The 18846-nt window shown below is 60.0% G+C and carries 13 protein-coding genes; 2 read left to right on the forward strand and 11 right to left on the reverse strand.

Annotated elements, in window-relative coordinates; translation table 11 throughout:
• Window positions 1–42: 42 nt before the first annotated feature.
• From EC9_RS11610 to EC9_RS11620, 3 genes are read right to left on the reverse strand one after another with little or no spacing between them, the layout of a single operon-like run.
• A complete protein-coding gene (locus tag EC9_RS11610) occupies window positions 43–1290 on the reverse strand; it encodes a hypothetical protein (protein ID WP_145345337.1) in 1248 nt (415 codons plus the stop codon).
• Window positions 1287–3608 (reverse strand): serine/threonine-protein kinase, encoded by a 2322-nt coding sequence (locus EC9_RS11615; protein WP_145345339.1) that lies wholly within the window; start codon window positions 3606–3608, stop codon window positions 1287–1289. Before EC9_RS11615 ends, EC9_RS11610 begins: the two co-directional genes overlap by 4 nt.
• Window positions 3605–4234 carry a sigma-70 family RNA polymerase sigma factor gene (locus EC9_RS11620; RefSeq protein ID WP_145345341.1) on the reverse strand — a complete coding sequence of 210 codons (630 nt, stop codon included), beginning with the start codon at window positions 4232–4234 and terminating at the stop codon, window positions 3605–3607. The genes EC9_RS11615 and EC9_RS11620 overlap by 4 nt, the downstream gene beginning before the upstream one ends.
• A 599-nt stretch (window positions 4235–4833) precedes the next feature.
• Between EC9_RS11620 and EC9_RS11625 the strand changes: the two genes are divergently transcribed.
• Window positions 4834–5670 carry a glutaminyl-peptide cyclotransferase gene (locus tag EC9_RS11625; protein WP_218934743.1) on the forward strand — a complete coding sequence of 279 codons (837 nt, stop codon included), beginning with the start codon at window positions 4834–4836 and terminating at the stop codon, window positions 5668–5670.
• A 100-nt stretch (window positions 5671–5770) separates the two neighbouring features.
• Here EC9_RS11625 and glgB read toward each other — a convergent pair whose 3' ends face one another.
• Both glgB and EC9_RS11635 read right to left on the reverse strand, forming a co-directional pair.
• On the reverse strand, window positions 5771–7984 hold the full coding sequence (gene glgB, locus EC9_RS11630; protein WP_145345343.1) for a 1,4-alpha-glucan branching protein GlgB: 2214 nt from the start codon (window positions 7982–7984) through the stop codon (window positions 5771–5773).
• Window positions 7985–8269: 285 nt separating this feature from the next.
• Entirely contained in the window at window positions 8270–8782 is a 513-nt protein-coding gene (locus tag EC9_RS11635; protein WP_145345345.1) for a ribonuclease H family protein, read from the reverse strand.
• A 370-nt stretch (window positions 8783–9152) separates the two neighbouring features.
• On the opposite strand from EC9_RS11635, the gene radC reads away from it, so the two are divergent.
• Window positions 9153–10118, forward strand: a complete 966-nt coding sequence (gene radC / locus EC9_RS11640) for a RadC family protein (protein ID WP_246106083.1) — start codon at window positions 9153–9155, stop codon at window positions 10116–10118.
• 67 nt (window positions 10119–10185) lie between these two features.
• On the opposite strand, the gene ilvE is transcribed toward radC, so the two are convergent.
• From ilvE to EC9_RS11670, 6 genes are all read right to left on the reverse strand, one after another.
• Complete coding sequence (gene ilvE / locus EC9_RS11645; protein ID WP_145345347.1) at window positions 10186–11043, reverse strand: branched-chain-amino-acid transaminase; 858 nt, start codon at window positions 11041–11043, stop codon at window positions 10186–10188.
• A gap of 271 nt (window positions 11044–11314) precedes the next feature.
• A complete protein-coding gene (locus EC9_RS11650; protein ID WP_145345349.1) occupies window positions 11315–12925 on the reverse strand; it encodes a prenyltransferase/squalene oxidase repeat-containing protein in 1611 nt (536 codons plus the stop codon).
• 481 nt (window positions 12926–13406) lie between these two features.
• Window positions 13407–15191, reverse strand: coding sequence for a prenyltransferase/squalene oxidase repeat-containing protein (locus EC9_RS11655; RefSeq protein ID WP_218934744.1), 1785 nt, complete (start codon window positions 15189–15191; stop codon window positions 13407–13409).
• Window positions 15192–15214: 23 nt separating this feature from the next.
• Complete coding sequence (locus EC9_RS11660; protein ID WP_145120365.1) at window positions 15215–15625, reverse strand: ExbD/TolR family protein; 411 nt, start codon at window positions 15623–15625, stop codon at window positions 15215–15217.
• Complete coding sequence (locus EC9_RS11665; protein ID WP_246106084.1) at window positions 15625–16680, reverse strand: MotA/TolQ/ExbB proton channel family protein; 1056 nt, start codon at window positions 16678–16680, stop codon at window positions 15625–15627. The genes EC9_RS11660 and EC9_RS11665 overlap by 1 nt, the downstream gene beginning before the upstream one ends.
• On the reverse strand, window positions 16610–18490 hold the full coding sequence (locus EC9_RS11670; RefSeq protein ID WP_145345351.1) for a tetratricopeptide repeat protein: 1881 nt from the start codon (window positions 18488–18490) through the stop codon (window positions 16610–16612). The genes EC9_RS11665 and EC9_RS11670 overlap by 71 nt, the downstream gene beginning before the upstream one ends.
• Window positions 18491–18846 lie beyond the last annotated feature (356 nt).

Below are 18846 nucleotides of genomic sequence, written 5' to 3' on the forward strand. Positions count from 1 at the left end.
TGTCGCCCGGTCGTCGGCCGCAGCCAGAGTGTCGGCCGTTGATTACGGTTTGGGAAGCGCGCCCAGCGGTTGTTCTGTTCGGCGACGAAGTGCCAGACAGGAGGCGACAGCGATCACACCTACCGCAGAGGCTAGGCGAGTGTGTGTTGCCATCGATTCGAAGACCAACCCGATTTGACTCGGCGATTCGGCCTCCGCATCGGCGGGTCCGCTGCCGTCGGCTTCGACAAACAACTGAGTCATCTTCAAGCCGCCGTAGGAGAGAGACATCCCGACCAGGTCGCTCGATGTATCGGCGGTCAGATCGATCATCTCATTTTGTACCGCGCGGGTGAGCTGTTGGGCGAGATCCGAGTTTTGGACGATCCAGCGATCCAATGCGTCGCCGTATCGATCGCTGCCAGCATTCCAGGATCGTCGCGTTTGCAGTTCGTTAAACTGGCTGTCGAGGTCTCCCGATAGATCGGCTAACAGTGCGGCATCGATCTGCCGCAAATCATCGGCAAAACTTCGCTGGCCTGTCGAGCTCGTCGCAGCACGCTGGCGAATGCTCTCCGACCACGTGGCGGTTTCGCCCGTCGCCGCCTCGCGTCCGATGAGACTCGCGTCGGCATCGACCACTTCGTCGACGTTGTCATCCGCCAGTTCCAGCAGCGCTTGATCGATGCTGGCAAGCGTTTCGCTGTTGGACGCTTCGTCGATCGTTTGCGGTGCCGTCGCGGTGGAAGGTTCGCTGCCGAGATGAAGTCCCCCTTCGTCGCTTCCCGAAGACGAATCGCCGTCGGAGCCGGCAGACAGATCGGGCATCGAATCATCGGGCGTGACGTCGCTGGATCCAGGCGCCGGATCGACGTGAACGGGCAGCGGTTTGGATCCGGGCGAATCGATCGACATCGAACCGCTCCACAGCGAATCATGCCAATCGAACTGCAATTTTACTGGCGAGTTGGGGGACGATTGAGTCTCCTGCAGCAACCGCGCTCGCAATTCCGGGAGCGCGACAAACGTAAACTGAGGACCGGCAACGTTATCGCGCGGCCCCGCATCCTGGGGATTACCGTGCCAATCGGGACGGGCGTCCGATGGCGGGACGCTGCGGAATCCACGTGCGGCAAAGACCTCGTAGGTCATCACGGAATCGGCGATGCGTACATCGACGGTTCCCAACGAACGCGCTGGGTGGTCGATCAAGCCGGCGTCCAACGAAAGCCCATCGCTAGCCAACATCGATCGCGTTTCAAGCGATTCGATGCGGAAGGGTCGTCGTTTGGTTGTCGCTGGCTTTTTCATAGCTCGTGGTCCACTCGCGGTTCCGCGTTCTGGTTCTGTTCAATTCTGCTCAATGCATTGCGATATTGCAACGCCTGGGGTTGCAAAGCGACAGCGCGTTGAGCCCGTTGTCTGGCGTTATTCAAAGCGGTTTGGGAGGCTGCTATATCGCCGGTCCGACGTTGTAAAACACTTAGATTATTCCAGATTCCACCCGCCTGGTACGCTAGTTCGGCGTCGTCGTCGTCCGCTTGATACAGCGGATCGATGATCGCGATCGCCTGCAGAAACGTTTCCTCCGCCGCTTCGACTTCGTCGTTGGCAGCTTGGGCTCGTCCCAAGTTGTTCAACGCCACGGCGTATTCCCGTCGCAGGTCGTTGTTCCAAGGGAAGGATTCGAGCATCTGTTCGAACAATGCGATCGATTCGTCGTAGGCGATCGCGCTGCCAGCGAAGTCGTTGGTTTCAAACAACAGCGCTCCCAAATTGTTTCTCGCAATCGACGCCTGACGCAGCTGGTTCAACGACCGATCGTCTCGCTTGTTGTCGATGTTGCACAACCGGTTCAACTCGCCAGCCACCTCGATCGCGGCGTCGGTCGCCCCACGCCCCTTAAGCTCCATGCACAAATCGTTCAACGCGACGATCAATCGACTGGACGTCATCGAATCGGTTTCGGGCCCCAATACGTCACTCGCTTGGGCGAACGCCCCTCGCGCGGCTGGCAGATCGTTTTGGGCGGCTCGCAAGCGAGCTAGGTTCACCAGGGTCAGTCCCTTCACCGGACGGTTGATCGCCATTTCGGGCAAGCGTTCGGCCGACGCAACGGCTTGTCGCATCAAGTCGTCGGCGGTTTCTAAGTCGCCGCGGGCGATGCAAACCGTCGCCCATTGGTTTTCAGCGCGACATCGCAATCGCCGTTGATCCGTTCGCTCCTCGGGTGCGTCCAGCGATTCGATCAGTTGACGATATTTTGCGTCGACCATTGCGGCGGTCCCTTCGGCTTGCTGAAGTTCGGTCAGTTGCAGTTCCGCAATTTTTTGACGCATCGTCGGATCAACGGCAGCGGCGGTTGGTGCGCGGTCGATCGTCAGGAGATGATTCAGCCCAAACCCGGCAGCCAGCATCAGGATCAGACCCGCTGCGATCGCGGCGAATGAGCGCGCGTGTCGGCGGAATCGCCGCGCGAACCGGATCGCCACGCTTTCGCGGCGGGCGAGGATGCGGTTCCCTTCAGCGAATCGAGTCAGGTCGTCGGCCAGTTCTTTGGCCGACGCGTAACGCTGCGTGTGATCGGCGCGGATCGCTTTGAGTACGATCGTTTCCAGGTCGCGCGGGATTCGCGGGTCCCAGTGACGTGGTGGTTGTGGCGTGTTCTGGTCGATCCGCCGCAACAAGCGGGCGCTATCGTCGCCCCGAAACAATGGCCGAAGGGCCAACATCTCATACAGCGTGGCCCCCAAGCCGTAGACATCGGTATGCGGACCGATCAGATCGACTCGCCCTCGGGCTTGCTCGGGACTCATGTAGCGATACGTTCCGATCAGATCGCCCGTCTTGGTCAGGCTTTGTTCTTGATGGATCCGGACCAGGCCAAAATCGGTGAGCCAGAGTTTGCCGTCGCGGTCGCGAAGCACGTTGGATGGTTTGATGTCGCGGTGGATGATCCCGTTGCGATGCGCTTGGTAAAGAGCGTCGGCGATCTCCGCACAACGGAGCGCGATCTGACGAAAGCGATCGTCCCCCGACAGCAGCGAACCGCTGGCCGAATCGGCAGCGTCGCGGCGACGCGAGCGGGCGGCGGCGATATGTTGATCCAACGAATCGCCTTCGATCCGCTGCATCGAATAATAATGAACCGCGTCGTCGCAACCGATGTCGTAAACGGGAACGATGTTTGGATGGGAAAGCGATTGAGCCGCGCGGGCTTCGCGAGCAAAGCGTTCGATCAGGCCGGCGTCCAACGACGAACCAAAGGCGAGGATCTTTAACGCCACCGCGCGGCCGGTTCGTTTGTCGGTGGCGGCGTAAACGATCCCCATCGCCCCGCGGCCGATCTCCGGCCCCAATTCGTAATCGACCAGCTGGCTGGCCCGCTGGGTTTCGGAAAACGATTGCTGAATCTGAGTGTTGTTGGCCTGTTGGATCAGATTCAAGCCCGCCAGATACTGGCGAAGCGGTGTCTCCAGATGAGGATGTTGCGCAACGATCGATTCGATATCGGGTTGGCGTCCCTCTTCGCTTGCGATCAGGTATTGATCGAGTAATTCGACCAATTGATCCTGGTCGGCGGGGGAGAGTCCATCCAGGCAAGCTGTCGAGTTGTCGGGGCCGTTCATTGAGCGGGGGCCTCCGATTCGTAGAGCTCGCGAAGCTTCTTGAGGGCTCGCAACCAAAGCAGACGCGTGGCCGTTGCCGTTCGCCCCATCTCCTGAGCGACCTCTTCGAACCGCAGACTCTGGAAGTTGCGCAGCATGATCACCTGTTGATAATGCTCGGGTAATTCAACCAACAGATCGACCAACCGTCGCGTCTCCTCGCCGCGGCTGACGATTCGACTGGCGGTCGATTGGTCCGATGCGAGCAGATTGGCCAGTCCGGCGGCGCTCGAATCGACCGATCCAGCGACTTGATCCAGCGAGACCTCGCGGCGGACATCCCGTTTGTCGGCTTTCATGTGGCGTTCGATCGCGCGAAAGAGATTCCGAGATAGAATCACCCGCAGCCACGCCGAAAACTGCTCCGGCGATTGTCCACGAAAATCGCCAAAATCGCGGTGGGCGGCGAGCATCGTATCCTGAACGATATCCGACGCGCTGACACGTTGCCCCAGGCGGTGGCTGATTTGCGAAGCGGCCAAGACGCGCAGATAGCTGCGGTAGGTTTCCAACAGGCCCCCCAACGCTTCGGTCTCGCCGGCGCGCGCTTTCGAAAAGACTTCGTCAAATTGCAAAGGCTTGGCCATGATGAAGGTGCAATCCACGCGGGCCCAGGGCCGCGTGAAACCGCTGTCCTTTTCCCCTTCCGTTTTGCAGTCAGCAGTTGAGGTGGTGTTCCGTACCACCCGTTAGACAAGGTAGTCGATTCTAGTCGAGGAAGCGTGGGAAATCCAGGTTGTCGAGACAGTTCGACACCGCATTAGCGGCCTGTTGATTCAAGAAGTTCGCGTGCGATTAAATCAACAGGCCGAATAGGCGTTTTCGCTAAGGGAAATGCAGGGTTTTCCGGAGGACGTTTGCGGGGGGGACTCGTTCGGCCTGTGGGGGCCTCGGTCGCGACCCTTGGCATACCGCGAGGTTTGGGCGGTTCGGGGGGGGGCGGCGGAGATTTGCCGTGCGTGGGTCTCCCCCCGGGGCAAATCACGGTTTGATTTGAGGCACTGTTGGAAAACCGACGCGTAAACGAGGCGCCCTGTAAATTCCTCGCTGACGCGTCGGGTTGCCATTTGCTGAGTCGCTTCGGTTTGAAAAAGTGATTTGCCCTGTGGAGGACCCGACTTCACTTTTCTTCGATTACCAGATGTAATAGAACGACAGAAGAAAGGAACCATTGCCCGTGACTGAAATGACTGCCTCAAATGAAAGCAAACGCCCCCTGCCCTCAGCCGGTTGGTCGGTCTACCGCTGGCTGCTGACAGCTGGGGTTGGCCTGAGCGCGCTTGGATGCGTAGCGATGTTGTTGTCGGCGAATCAGACGACGACAACGCCGATCGCCAGTTTCCAGGTGGTCAACGTCTATCCTCACGACGCGGGAGCGTTCACGCAGGGGCTGGCTGTTGCCGACGGGCGAATGTACGAGGGGACGGGCCAGTATGGGACCAGTTCGCTGCGGCGGGTCGATCTCGCCACCGGCAACGTACTGCAAAGTATCTCGCTGAACCGCGATCTGTTTGGCGAGGGGATTACGGTTTGGAAGGATTCGATCATCCAGCTGACGTGGAAGAAACGCCGTGCGTTTGTTTTCGATCGCGAAACCTTTCAACATCGCAAGACGTTGCGCTACGCTGGCGAAGGTTGGGGGCTGACCCACGACGGGACGCATCTGATCATGAGCGATGGGTCGCCGCGGCTGCGGTTCCTCGACCCCGATACCTTTAAAGAGTTGCGGCAGATCACCGTTCACGATGGCCGTCGGCGGATCGACGACCTGAATGAATTGGAGTTCGTCGAAGGGGAGATCTTTGCCAACGTGTGGTACAACGATTCGATCGCTCGGATCTCGCCACAAGATGGCCGCGTTTTGGGCTGGATCGATCTGCACGCATTGTGGCCCGCAAATCAACGCCCCTCTCGCGAACATGTGCTCAACGGCATCGCTTACGATCGCGATGCCAAACGATTGTTCGTGACCGGAAAGAACTGGCCCAAGCTGTACGAAGTCCGCATCGTGCCAGCGAACTGATCGAGATCGCGCGGATCGCACCGGAACATGGATTCATCCGGGCGATCCCGTGAAGGGACCGGCGCGATCGCCTGTCGTCCCTCTCTCTCTAGCGGGCAGCTTACGCTTCGTGCTTCAGTACCACGATCCCCAGTGGCGGCAGATCGATCTTGATCGAATCGTCGCGGCCGTGATGAGGGATCCCCAGCGATTGTGTCATGCCGGGATTAACGATACCGCTGCCGCCGTAGATCGCCGCGTCGGAGTTGAAGATCTCGGTCCAACGACCGCTCTGCGTGACGCCGACATGGTGGTCCTTGCGGACGACGGGGGTGAAGTTGGCACAGACCATCAGGGCGGGGCCAAAACCATCCGCTTTGCGGACGTAAGCCAACACGCTGTCGGTGGCGTTCATGCAGTCGACCCATTCGAAGCCGGCGGCGGTGAAGTCGTCGTGATGCAGTGCGGGGTTCTCGACGACCAACTTGTTCAGGTCGCGGACCAGGTTTTGAATCCCGCGATGGGTGTCGAAATCGAGCAGCTCCCACTGGATCGGGCCGTCTTCATTCCATTCGTTCCATTGGCCGAACTCGCCCCCCATGAACAGCAATTTCTTGCCGGGGTGGGTCCACATGTACGAATACAGCAGTCGCAGGTTGGCGAACTTTTGCCACAGATCGCCTGGCATCTGTGACAACAACGCCCCTTTGCCATGCACCACTTCGTCGTGCGACAACGGTAGCGTGAAGTTTTCGGTGAACGCATAGATCAGGCTGAACGTCAGTTCGTCGTGATGATGGCTGCGGTGGATCGGATCGTTGTGGAAATAATCCAAGGTGTCGTTCATCCACCCCATGTTCCACTTGAACGTAAAGCCTAGTCCGCCGTCGTAAGTCGGCCGCGAAACGCCCCCCCAAGCTGTCGACTCTTCGGCGATCGTGACCGCGCCGGGGAATTTCTCGTGGACGACGACATTAAATTCCCGCAGGAAATCGATCGCGGCGAGGTTCTCGCGCCCGCCGTGCTCGTTGGGGATCCATTCGCCAGCTTCACGGCTGTAATCCAAGTACAACATCGATGCGACCGCGTCGACGCGTAGGCCGTCGATGTGATATTTGTCGAGCCAGAAGAGGGCGTTGGAGATCAAGAAATTGCGGACTTCGTTGCGTCCGTAATTGAAGATGTTGGTTCCCCAGTCGGGATGTTCCCCCTGTCGCGGGTCGGCGTGCTCGTAAAGCGCCGATCCATCGAAGTGAGCCAGCCCGTGGCCGTCTTTGGGATAGTGAGCGGGAACCCAATCCAAAATCACGCCGATACCGTTTTGGTGGCAGTGATCGACGAAGTACATGAAATCTTCGGGCGTTCCATAGCGGCTGGTGGCGGCGAAGTAGCCGACCGTCTGATATCCCCAGCTGCCGGTGAACGGATGCTCGCTGATCGGCATCAGTTCCAGGTGGGTGAAGTTCATCTCTTTGCAGTAATCGACCAACCGATGGGCTAGGTCGCGGTAGTTCAACCAGCCGTGCTCCTGGTCTCCCCCCTGCTGCCAGCTGCCCAGATGAACTTCATAAATATTGAATGGCTTTTCCAGCTGATTCGATTCCCGGCGGGACTCCATCCAGGCATTGTCCTGCCATGTGTGCGTGTCCAATTCCGTCACGACCGAAGCGGTCCGCGGTGGCAATTCGGCGGCGAAGCCCAGCGGATCGCTCTTGTCGTTCCATTGGCCATCCTGCTGCAAGATGCGGTACTTATAGATGTCCCCTGGCTTCACGTCGGGAATAAACAATTCCCATACGCCCAAGTTGGGATGGACCTTCATCGCATGTAGCACGCCATCCCAGTTGTTGAAGTCGCCGACGACCTGAACCGTTTTGGCGTTCGGGGCCCAGACGCTGAAGTTGACGCCATCGATTCCGTCGACGGTCCGAAGCTGCGCTCCCAAACGCTTGTACAGTTCGTAGTGCCTGCCCTCGCCCAACAGGTAGCGGTCCAGTTCTTGCAACAACGGTTCAACGGCGTAGGGATCAGACATGATGGTCACTTCGCCCGAGTTATGGGCGACTTTCAAGCGGTAGTTCGAGGAAACTTGTTCGTTGTCGAGAGGGCAAATGGCTTCGTAAAAGCCGGCCGGATGCAGTCGACGCATCGGGCGTGGGGCGTCTTCGGGCTGGTCGACCAACCAGACCTGGGAACTGTCGGGCACGAAGGCGCGGACGGCGATCGCTTTGCGTCCTTGGTATTCTACCGGATGCGGACCCAGCAGTTCAGCTGGGTTTTCGTGGCGTCCTGCGACCAGGCGTCCTATTCCATCGAGCGGGACCTGTGTATGCATCGAAGGGGTACTCGCGTTAAACGGGAGAGGGGGTAGAAGCGTCCAATGCTATTCGACGCATTCGCGTCGATAATGCAAGGGGTTGGGTTAGGGTTGCGTCGCCTAAATCGCGGAATAATTGCCCTAAGGCTTTTTCCTGTGCAACCGGCAGGAATGCTGGCATTCTTCCGCGGGGCGACGCAAATACAACAATTCTCGGTTTCTTTTTTCGACGTGACTCTCTCGGAGTGCGGCGTGCGAGCGCCGCACTCCAAGTTTCAATGGTTTACGATCCGGCGTTAAGGATCAAGCGACGGCAAACGTTGGCGTGTCGGCAACCGCTTGGCCTGCCAGCCATTTGCGGATCCGATCCAACGGCGCCGGTCGCGATTCGGGCATGCGTGCGGCATTGCGTCCCTGCGACAGGAACGCGGCACTCAACCAACATGTGCTGACCTGGTGAATGTCCAGTGCGCGATCGATTCTCCGCCAGAGGTCGGCGTTGGGAATCGTCACCATGCGGCCAAAGTGGTCCCAGCTGAAGCGCGTCTCGCGCCAGGCCGACAGACCGTTGCGGAGCCCATGAATCACATAGCGGTTGCTGCACATCATCGTCACGCAACTGGGGCCATCCAATGCTTCAAGCCCCCGGACGACTGCCAACAACGCCAGCCGATTTAAATCACACGGTTCATGATCACTCGCTTCAACGACACTCTGTCCCAAAATCGTTTCCAAACTGAACCGCCAATGATGGCGATCCTCTTCATCCAAACGCGTCTCGCATACCAACAGATACTCCGGTAATGCAGCGACCATACCATCTCTCCCTTTTGGAAGTTGCTTCACAGTTGAAACGGGGCCCAACTGCGATGAAATCGAATCCTTTCGCTGCCTAAGTCCGTCGCGGGAGACCGCATCTCGCTGCCCGCCAACACGGGAGGATTGGAATGCAGACCGATTTGGTCACCCGAAGATCAGATCGGCCAGGATCTGGATCGATATACAACCGTTTTGTTTGGAATCCCTTGCCAGATCGCAAAACACAACCTAACAGGCGCATATTCCGCAAAACCGTCATACCCCCAGCACCAGTCGCCGCGCAGATCGGTGCCGCTGGGAGATGCGTTCCCCCCGGGCGAATGGAAAACGGTTGCATGCCGCCGTCGATCCGTAACAATCAATTGTTATGACCGCTGCAAAGCAACCTGCCGATTCGACGACACGGCGATACCATCGCTATCTGCCAGTGATCCGACAGGTCTCGGCCCAGCCCCAGTTCCAGATCGAAGTCGTTCACCGCGCCTGCGACCCCGAAAATCGGGGCTTCGTCACCCGCGTCGTCAACGAACTGGTAGGACAGGGCTGGCTTTTGCGCGAGAACGATCCAGCGACCTATCGCTGGAACACCGACCTCGGCGAATTCTCGGCGACTAAATGGCTCGATGAAAAGCTGTTTGGCAACCAGGTGAAGATGGCTCCCGAACAGGATCGGCCGCGGGAGCGGTTGTTGGCTCAAGGTGCCGCGAATTTGCGGACCGCCGAACTGCTGGCGATCCTGATCCGCAGCGGTCGACCGGGCGAATCGGCGATGATGGCCGGGGAGCGACTGGCGATTGATTTTGCTGGGAAACTCGACCGTTTGCCAACCGCCGGTCGCGGCGAATTGAAATCGATCAGCCCCGCCGTCGATAAAACCGCCTATTGCCAGATCATGGCGGGAGTCGAATTGGGACGCCGGATCGCAGCGCTAGCCGAGCCGCCGGCGACGACCAAGATCTGCAGTTCCGCCGAAGCGGCTGCCTTCTGCCGACGCCATTTCGCGCGGTTGGTCAGCGACATGCGCCGCGAGGAGTTTCATATCGTGACGCTCGATACGAAGAACCAAGTGATCGATACGCATTGCATCACCGTTGGAACGCTGGATGCCAGTTTGGTCCATCCCCGCGAGGTCTTTCGCGCTGCGATCAAAGACGCGGCCCAATCGATCGTCCTGGTCCACAATCACCCCTCGGGCGATCCGACTCCCAGTCCCGAAGACTTTGCCGTCACGCGGCGGTTGGAATCGGCGGGCGATACGATCGGGATCGGCGTCCTGGACCATATCGTCCTGGGCCGCCAGGGACATGTCAGCATCCGACAAGCGGCCGATTGAACCGCTAAAGAAAATGGAAACACGTCGGCGGCAAACCACATGCGTGTCTCAGCCGAACCGCGGCCGCCTATTGGCGAACCAATTTATGGAACGCTTCGAGCAGGCGTTTGGTTATCGGCCCAGGTTTGCCATCGCCAATCGGGCGATTGTCCAACTGGACCACTGGAACAACTTCGGCCGCGCTGCCGGTCAGGAAGCATTCGTCGGCGACAAACAGGTCGTGCCGCGTGAGCGTCATCTCGCGGGTCGGAATCCCCAAGTCCTCGGCGATTTCAAGGACGGCGTTGCGAGTGATCCCTTCCAGGATTCCCGAATCGGTCGATGGCGTCTTGAGGACTCCCCGGTCGACGATGAAAACGTTGTCGCCGGTGCATTCGGCGACGTCCCCTTTGTGGTTCAGCATCAGCGCTTCGACGCATCCGGCCTGCAAACCTTCCATCTTGGCGATGATGTTATTCAGATAGTTCAGCGACTTGACTCGCGGGCTGAGCGCCGCTGGATGGTTGCGGATCGTCGACGCGGTCACCAAGTGCAAACCGTTTTCGTAATATTCGCTCGGATACAGCGAGATCTTGTCGGCGATGATGATCACTTGCGGATTGGTGCAGCGGTTGGGATCGAGGCCCAGCGAACCGGCACCGCGGGTGACGATCAAACGGATGTAGCCGTCGATGATGTTGTTGGCAGCCAAGGTCGCTTTGCAGTCTTCCGCCAGTTGCTCGCGTGTGATCGGCAGCTCCAGACAGATCGCTCGGGCGGAATCCCACAGCCGATCGAGATGATCGTCCAGCTTAAAGATCTTGCCGGCGTAGCTCCGCATCCCCTCGAACACGCCGTCGCCGTACAGCAACCCGTGGTCGAAAACGCTGATCTTGGCGTCTTCTTTAGGTACCAATTGTCCGTTGAGTGAAATTTGCAGCGACATGAGCGACGTATCAAATGAAGTTGTTTAATTAAATAGAGTTGGCCGGCGTTGGATTCCGGCTGCTTGCCGATCGGTGCCAGCGGCAGTCCGCATTTCAAATCGAGGTATCAGCCGGCACGCGACAGCGCCCGGTTCGCCAAGGAACCATGGGTGCATTCGCGTGCCGACTGACTTGCCTGAACGTAAAAACGAGGCCGCCGCAGCCTTTGGTCGGGGCAGCGGATTGTATTTCCAAACGCTTGCCAAGTATAGGTTCTTCGCCGCTGGAACACTACAACGGGAATTCGGCTTCGGCCCACAACGGCAAGTACCGGTAATAGGTTTCCAGGACCAGAGCGCACATCGCGGTGCTGTACAGCCGGCCGCCGACGTTGCCGAAGCGGTCGGGGAAGTGCCAGCTGCCGACTTCATGCCCCCGCCGAGATTGCGTTTTCACCAGGTAATCGCGGAGCTTGGCGTTCCATTCGGGGAAGCCGTAATAGCGGGCATGGTGCAGCGTCATCGTGGCGTAATAGTTGAAATAGACGTTCGTTTTCGAAGGGCCCAGTTCGTACAGATAATGACAGCCCTCCATGATCGCCGCGTCCCCGGGCGGTTTGCTCAGGTACATCTGCAGCAGCAGACCGACAGCTGTCGGCGTCGCTTCGGCGACCGGTTCCAGGTAGCCAAACCGCGAGCCCTGTTGGCTGCCAAGACTGGTGACAAAATCCTCCGCTCGCGAATGGACGCTTGTCGGAAAGGGGAGCCCGCCAATCTGACAGCTTTTGAGCGCCATGATCTGCCATCCGGTGATCGTCATGTCGCCCGGCTGCCCGGGGTTGTATCGCCAGCCTCCCTTTTCGTGCTGAGCCATCACGATGAACGACTGCAGATCGCGAAGCATGCCGACCAGGTCTTCGTCTTTGGTCATCGCGTAGGCTTCGGCGACTGCCAGCGTTGCGATCCCGTGGCCGTACATGCTGCCGTGCATCAATTCGCGGCCAACCGCTGCGTCGCGCAACTGGCTTCTTAGATAGTAGAGTCCCCGCGAGACGGTTTCGGCATGTTTGCCGCTGCGGTGCGTATACCCGGCTCCCAAAAATGGCAGCAGCGCCAGTCCGGTGGCTGCCGTTTTGGGAGTCGCTTGGCCGTCGGGATTCGATCGCGGATTGCGGCACTGGCCGTTGCAGGGAGCGTGGGAGAGGTCGAAGTCCCAGGAGCCGTTGTTTTGTTGGTGAGCGACCAACCAATCCAACGCCGCTTCGACAGCCTGTTCGCTGGCGTCGCTGGCTCCATATTTTTCAGCCAGTTCCTGTCGTTTGCCCGCGACGCGCCCCTCGATCCCCGCGTTGCCTCGCATCCGCAGCGCGGGCGTCGACGTCGGCTGTTGCAGTCCATCGATCATCTTCCGGATCGTATCCAGCGGCTTAGTTGGCGCGGTTGCCGTGAGCGCTTCGGGCTTCTCGAACTCGACAGCCTCGACCGCCGCTTCGATCGCGTGATCGGGCATCGCTTCGGTCTGGCGGATTTCGACGATCGGGCGATCCATCGGCGGCGTCAGCTCGATCGGCGTCGGCTCCTCGCGCTCAAACCTCGCCTGGATCGTAAACAGGTTGCTTGTGGTTCCGACGACGGTCCAGAGTGCCAGGAACAGCAGTACGCCGCCGTGCAGCAGACCGCTGACCAACCAACCGGGAACCCTCGCGTCGCGCAAGAAAGCTTGAGTCGCAGGCAGTGGTTGCTGGTTCTCTTGCTCATCGGCTAACGAATCGAGCTGTTGCAGTGCGCTGGGGGGCGGAGTGATCGCCGGTGGAGCGGTGGGAGGCGCTTGACGCGCAGCATCCAATCCCGCCGCGGGGGGCGGAGTCGGATCGGGATGCGGCGGAGTCGGAGGAGCGGTCATCGGATTTGGCGCGCGGGTCGAGACGCAGAACAGCACCTTGCATCATAGTCGCCCGTCGGCGAAGTCGGCAGTTTTGCGTCGAATCGAAGCGTCGGGGAGATCCCCAAACATGCGAAGCATAGCTCGCCCACAGCGCGATGCGCGATCGCAAAACTCCAACCGCTACAACCGTCAAAACCGGAAGGTTTCACCCTCCCCCAAACGAAGTTTGAAGGGGAGGGTCGAACCAGCGCAGCGAAGTTCGGGGAGGGGAGGCGCGCGGCAACTGGGACTTGAAATGGTGCGGTGGAGGGCGATTTCCTGGGACTTGCGTCCCAGGCTGTTGCATGCTGTGGCTTCGCCACTCGAAAATACGTCAGTCGCGAAGCGACGAGATGTGTTAGCCTGGGACGCAAGTCCCAGGTCTAAAGAAAACGCGATCCGACACAAGTCGCGAAGCGACGACACGCGATCTTCACCGGTGACTTGAGCAACACCGCCGCTACCGCACCAGCGGTCGCACCGCGCCGTTGGCGATCTTTTCGGGGGCTTGGTGCAGCGTCAGGTGTCGGTAGTAGACTTCCAGACACAAACAGCCCATCGCCGTTGTGTAGACTTCGCCGCCGTAGCCGCCCCAGACGCTGGTCGTCGGCCAGCTGCCGTCGCTGCGTTGGGTTGCCAATAGCCGCCGCTTCATCGCTTCGTTCCAACGCGTCCATGCCGGCGACTGCAACTGATGTAGCGCCAGCGAGGCGTAGTACCAGTAATAAAAATTGTCCTCGCCCATCCCCGGCAGCTCTTGCAAGATGTACGCCTCCGCTTCGGCGATCTCCGCCGGCGGAACGTAATGTCCCAACAACAACCGCGACGCCAATGCCTCGGCGGTCATCGTTCGCGATGGCGGACGCTTGGGGCGGTACGACGCCAGACCGCCGCGGCCGGCGCGGACTGTCGACAGGAAGGTTCGCAGTCGATGGTCGATCTGTGGATCGAGGTTCATCCCTCCCTGCTTGCCACTCTCCATCGCCATCGCTTGCCAACCGAATTGGCTGGTGTCGCCGGTGTCGCCCGGTTGATAACGCCAGCCGCCGGTCGACGGATGTTGGATCCGAGCGGAATAGCTGAGCGCGTCGGCTGTCGCTTGAGCCAACCGCGGATCGCGCGTCAACGCAAACGCTTCGCCCAACGAAAGGGTGGCGATACTGTGGCAATACATCCGCGCGTACGTGCCGGCCGGTCCCCCCATCGATCCGTCGTTCGCTTGCCGGTTCAACAACGCTTGCAGGCCGCGGGCGACGTTGTCGTTGTACGGTCCTTCGAGATGCGTGTACCCGCTGCCCATCAGCGACAGCAGCGCCAACCCGGTCAGCCCCGTCTCGGCTCGCTTCCCCGCACCGTTGCGATTCTCACCTAGGGGCATCCGTTCCTGCCCCGCTCCGGTCGTCGTCGGATCCCAGATTCCATCGGGACGTTGACGCGATGCGATGAACCGCAGTCCAGCCGCCACGGCAGCTTCGGTTCGGTCATCGCCGCCGGTTGCGATCAATGCACTCCGACGCGCCGGGCCGCGACGGTTGGCAAAGTCGTCGGGACGTGGTGAAGCGACCGGCGTCGCGACTGTCTGAGTTGGCACGGGGACGCCCGACGCGGCGCTGGCGGGCTGAGCGGCCAGCGGTTCGGTTGGCTGCGGCGTCGCGGCTGCTGGTTTCGGCATCGGTGGCTCGGGCGTCGGCATCGGTTCCGGTGCATCCGCTTGTGAAAGCGTCGCATCAGCCAACAGCAGATCGGTCATCATTTGATCGATCTCCGCGTGCGTCGCGTTCAACTCGATCGGCTCTGCGGCAAACTCGGGCGGATCGGTCGACGTCTGCATCGGCAGCTCCGACGGCGCGGGAGCCGTGACGACAGCCGGCTGCGGATCGGCTTCGGGCGTGGGCAGCTCCAGCGGCGGGACGAAGGTCTCGGGTGTTTCGTCGAGCGACGCCGATTGGTCGGGATCAAAGCTTTCGACGTCAGCGATCGTGACCATCACCGGAGCGTTGCCGTCGATCTCGCCGGGCGCGTCGCCGGTCCCTTTGCCTGGTTGGTCCTTGGTCGGCACAAACCAGAACAGCGAGCTGTGGATAAGGACTGAAAGAACCGCACACGCGATCGCGGCTTTGGGACGCCGGCGGCCCGATTGCCGTCGCCACAGAACCCACGTAGCAACAACCAGTACCATCGCCATCACGGCGAGGAACGCCAACCAGGGCGTTTGCGCGAGCGTTGAATCGGTGATTGACTTCATGCGATGCACGACGAGAGCTTATGCTATCGCTGCATTCGAACAGCGATTCCCATATCGGTGATTCCGGCCTGGCGAACGACTTGCAGGACTTCGGCAATCGCTTGGAAATTGCCTTGCCCATCGCCTCTCACTACTACACTCGTATCGGCATATTGAGCGGCCGCACTCGTTAGGGTTTGCTGCAATTGATTGATAGCAACTGGATTCTTGTCCAGCAACAACGACCCATCAGCGAGGACATCGACAACCCGTTGGTCGGGCCCCCGAGTGATCGATTGCAGATTCCCCACTCCCGGCACGTTAACCTTGATGCTCCCCTCTTGGTCGGTGAACTTCGCCCCGACCATAAAGAAGATCACCAACAGGAAGACGACATCGATCATCGGCGTCAGATTGATCGTCGCCTCTTCGCCACTGCGTCGTTGATATGCCATTATGCAGCCTTTCGTCGCCGCGTCTTCGACGCTGCTCCGCCGCTTTCGGCCGAGACCGCGTCGATGACTCCCAATGACAAGCGTTCGATCTCAGCCAGATAGCCATCGGCTCGCGAGCTGAAATACATGTAGGCCAGGTAGGCGGGAATCGCCACGGACAGCCCGCCGGCGGTCGTCACAAGCGCTTGGCTGATCCCGACGGCTAGCAATTCCGGGTGCCCTGCCCCGGCTTCGGACGCCATCGTTTCAAACGCGTCGATCATGCCGAGCACGGTTCCCAACAGCCCGATCAAAGGAGCGACATTGCTGACGGCGTGGAAGACACGCAGATAGCGTCGCAATCCGTCGGCGGTCCGTTCCAACGCGTCGAAGACAGCCGCTTCGATCTCGACCATCGGACGGCCGGTTCGCTTGACCGCCGCGATAAAGACGTCGGCGACGGCGCAGTCGAATTCGTTGCAGACCTCGTTCGCCTCTTCGATGTCCAATTGCCCATCGTCCAGCTTTTCGCGGAACCGGCGGACAAAGGGGCGTGGGATCACGCGGCCGCGGCGCAGCGAGATCAATCGCTCGCAAATCAATCCGATCACGATCAAGCTGCAGATGCCCAGCGGAATCATCAGCAATCCGCCGGCGCTGATCTGAGCCTTTAAGCTCGACGCCCATCCCGGAACCCACGACGACGATTCTTCGCCAGCTTCCTCGGCCGGAGCTTCAGCGGTCGGCTGCGGCTGAGCGGCTGGCGGGATCGATGGGATCGCTGTCGGTTGCGGCGCGAACCCGCCCTGTTGGCCAAAGCCCTGTTGTTGGAAAGATTGACCCGGTTGGCGGAACTGTTGCGCCGCAGCGGTTCCGGGAACGCTAAACGCAAACGCTAGCATCATCGCCAGGGCGGCAAACGATCGCGCAGCGGTCGGCTGGGCCGCGGCGGTTGTTGCGCAGCGGGGTGCTTGGTTCGGTGCGGCGTGGCTTGCTAGCATCGGTTTAGCGAGTCGTTTCGTTGCCGATCCAGCCGAGGCGGCGGCTGGCCAGACGAGCGTATGGTGATTTGGCATGTTTGTTCAGCAGACTTGTGTAGCAAACGGCGGCGTCGCGAAAGTTACCCATCTTTTCAAACGCCTTGCCGGCTTGCAGCAACGCCGCGGCTCCCCATCCCGATTCGGGGAACAACGTCTCGCAGCGGCGGTAGGCGTCGATGGCGGCACGGTAATCTCGCTGCATGAAATAGGTTTCGCCGATCAACCACTGGGCTCGGCCACGCAAGCGTTGATCCGCTGCGGGGGACAGCACCACGGTGTCGAGTAGTTTTCGCGAGCTATCAAAGTCGGCGCGGCGAATGGCCAACTGAGCTGCCACGATCTGCACGTATTGCCGATCGCGAGACGATTCGGCTGCGGCCGTCGCCGCGGCAATCGCCTGTGTAGCTTCATCGACCGAACCGACCTGCACCGCCAGTTCGGATCGCCGCAACAACACTACAAATGTCGGCTCGGAACCGGCCGCCAATCGCGTGAATAAGTCATAAGCTGCCTTAGAACTTCCCAAACGCTGCAAACTCTCGGCGATCACAGCTCCCTGGTACTGGTTGCTTACCAACACCTCGGCTGGCATTTTGGCTGTCGCTTCGGTGATCACCGACCAATGCTGGTGCTCGAACAACCAATCGATGATCGCTCCGGTGACGATGTGCTGCTGCGGATCGATCATCCGTTGCAGTCCCGCGTCGGCAAATCGCAGCACGATCTCGTTCCCCGCCGTCTCGCTTAAGCGGTCCAATGTCTGAGCGACCAACTGCGGATCGCCCGCGTTAAAGACGACCGACGCGACCGCTTCGAACTTTGCGTCGTCCCCCGATTTTGCCGCGTCGGCGATCGCCAGATGCAATACGCTGCGAGCGGCGGGAGTGTCGGTGTGTTGTTGAGCCAAGTGAGCTCGTGTTTCTTGCAGCAGTTCCTCGTCGCCAGCCTTCTGAGCGATCTGGATCAGCAGCGTCAGGCCGTCGACGGTCTCGCTAGCATCGGCGTATTGGGCATACAAGCGTTGCAGCAACTCGATAGCTACCGGCGTCTGGTCGGCGTCGATCTGCTTCCGTGCCGCAGCTAGCAAAGCTCGCGCGGCGCCGGGCGACTTGGGATAGTTGTCGACGTATTCCAACAACGCTTCGGCCGCTTCGGTCGGCGTCGTTGCCAATGCGGCTTGAGCCCAGGCGTAGCCGAGAGCGGCTTCCTGTTTGCCGCGGTCGTCTTGATCGTTTTCCATCTGCCAGCCAAAAGCTTCGCACGCCGTCTTGGCTTCGCCCTGCTTCAGCGCGCCGGCGGCGACCTTCTTTGCTAGCGAGACGGTGACGTTGGGATCGAGTTCACCCGAGTCGGCTCCTTTCTGCAGATGCAACCAGGCTTCGCTGCATCGCTCATCTTCGCACAGGGCGGAGATCAACATCGGATAAGCGGCCGCCCGTTCGCTGGGCGATGTGGAGACCTGGATCGCCTGGTGCGCGTGTTCGGCGGCGGCGGAATAGCGGCCGGCGTGCAGCTGGCACTTGGCGCAACTCAGACGGATGGGAGCTTCGCGAACGCGGTTGGTCCGCTGTTTCAGTGCAGCTTCGAAGACGTCCGCCGCTTCGGCATTGCGTCCCATCGCCGAGAGAGCTTGGCCGTTTCCGCACATCGCCTGAACGGCAGCGGGATGCTCGGGATTCTTCTTGACGAATTCAGCCAGCGTCGCCGCCGCCTTTTCGAACGAACCGGCAGCCAATTCGGCCAGCCCGGCCCGAAACGAATCCTCCGCCGTCGCGGAGACGCTCAAAGTGATTAGAAACGCCGTGAAAATCGTGCGAAGATTCAGGGAAAACGCTTGTTTGCGCATCTCTCCCCCAGAGAAAGGGTGGTTGTGGAGCCGAGAGATTGTGATCCGTCACAAAGGTAAACCGGGGGGAGTGTACGCAACTAAAAGGAAGCACGACAACCCAGATGTTCGACGCCCCCGCAGCAATCCCAAAAGCCCGTACCGGAACTCGTCAAGAGTTTCGTCATCATCGAGTTTCGTCATCCCTATCATGGATCGAAAGTCTTGACGGCCTGTCGATATAAGTGGTCTAGGTTCGTTTTTTTCTTGGTTTCCTCCTTACCTCCGCTGGCGATGACGGCGTAGCGGTAGCTACAAGTCATCGAGAGCAGGTAGGAGGAGAGGCGGACAGGGAAAGGCACGATGCCGGTGAAGTC

It is taken from the genome of Rosistilla ulvae, assembly GCF_007741475.1.
Taxonomy (GTDB): domain Bacteria; phylum Planctomycetota; class Planctomycetia; order Pirellulales; family Pirellulaceae; genus Rosistilla; species Rosistilla ulvae.

Coding starts and splice junctions, on each gene's coding strand:
- EC9_RS11655 (WP_218934744.1), bottom strand. CDS start 15,191: ATGAAGTCAATCACCGATTCAACGCTCGCGCAAACGCCCTGGTTGGCG.
- EC9_RS11625 (WP_218934743.1), top strand. CDS start 4,834: ATGACTGCCTCAAATGAAAGCAAACGCCCCCTGCCCTCAGCCGGTTGG.
- EC9_RS11610 (WP_145345337.1), bottom strand. CDS start 1,290: ATGAAAAAGCCAGCGACAACCAAACGACGACCCTTCCGCATCGAATCG.
- EC9_RS11650 (WP_145345349.1), bottom strand. CDS start 12,925: ATGACCGCTCCTCCGACTCCGCCGCATCCCGATCCGACTCCGCCCCCC.
- EC9_RS11635 (WP_145345345.1), bottom strand. CDS start 8,782: ATGGTCGCTGCATTACCGGAGTATCTGTTGGTATGCGAGACGCGTTTG.
- EC9_RS11620 (WP_145345341.1), bottom strand. CDS start 4,234: ATGGCCAAGCCTTTGCAATTTGACGAAGTCTTTTCGAAAGCGCGCGCC.
- radC (WP_246106083.1), top strand. CDS start 9,153: ATGACCGCTGCAAAGCAACCTGCCGATTCGACGACACGGCGATACCAT.
- EC9_RS11660 (WP_145120365.1), bottom strand. CDS start 15,625: ATGGCATATCAACGACGCAGTGGCGAAGAGGCGACGATCAATCTGACG.
- glgB (WP_145345343.1), bottom strand. CDS start 7,984: ATGCATACACAGGTCCCGCTCGATGGAATAGGACGCCTGGTCGCAGGA.
- ilvE (WP_145345347.1), bottom strand. CDS start 11,043: ATGTCGCTGCAAATTTCACTCAACGGACAATTGGTACCTAAAGAAGAC.
- EC9_RS11670 (WP_145345351.1), bottom strand. CDS start 18,490: ATGCGCAAACAAGCGTTTTCCCTGAATCTTCGCACGATTTTCACGGCG.
- EC9_RS11665 (WP_246106084.1), bottom strand. CDS start 16,680: ATGCCAAATCACCATACGCTCGTCTGGCCAGCCGCCGCCTCGGCTGGA.
- EC9_RS11615 (WP_145345339.1), bottom strand. CDS start 3,608: ATGAACGGCCCCGACAACTCGACAGCTTGCCTGGATGGACTCTCCCCC.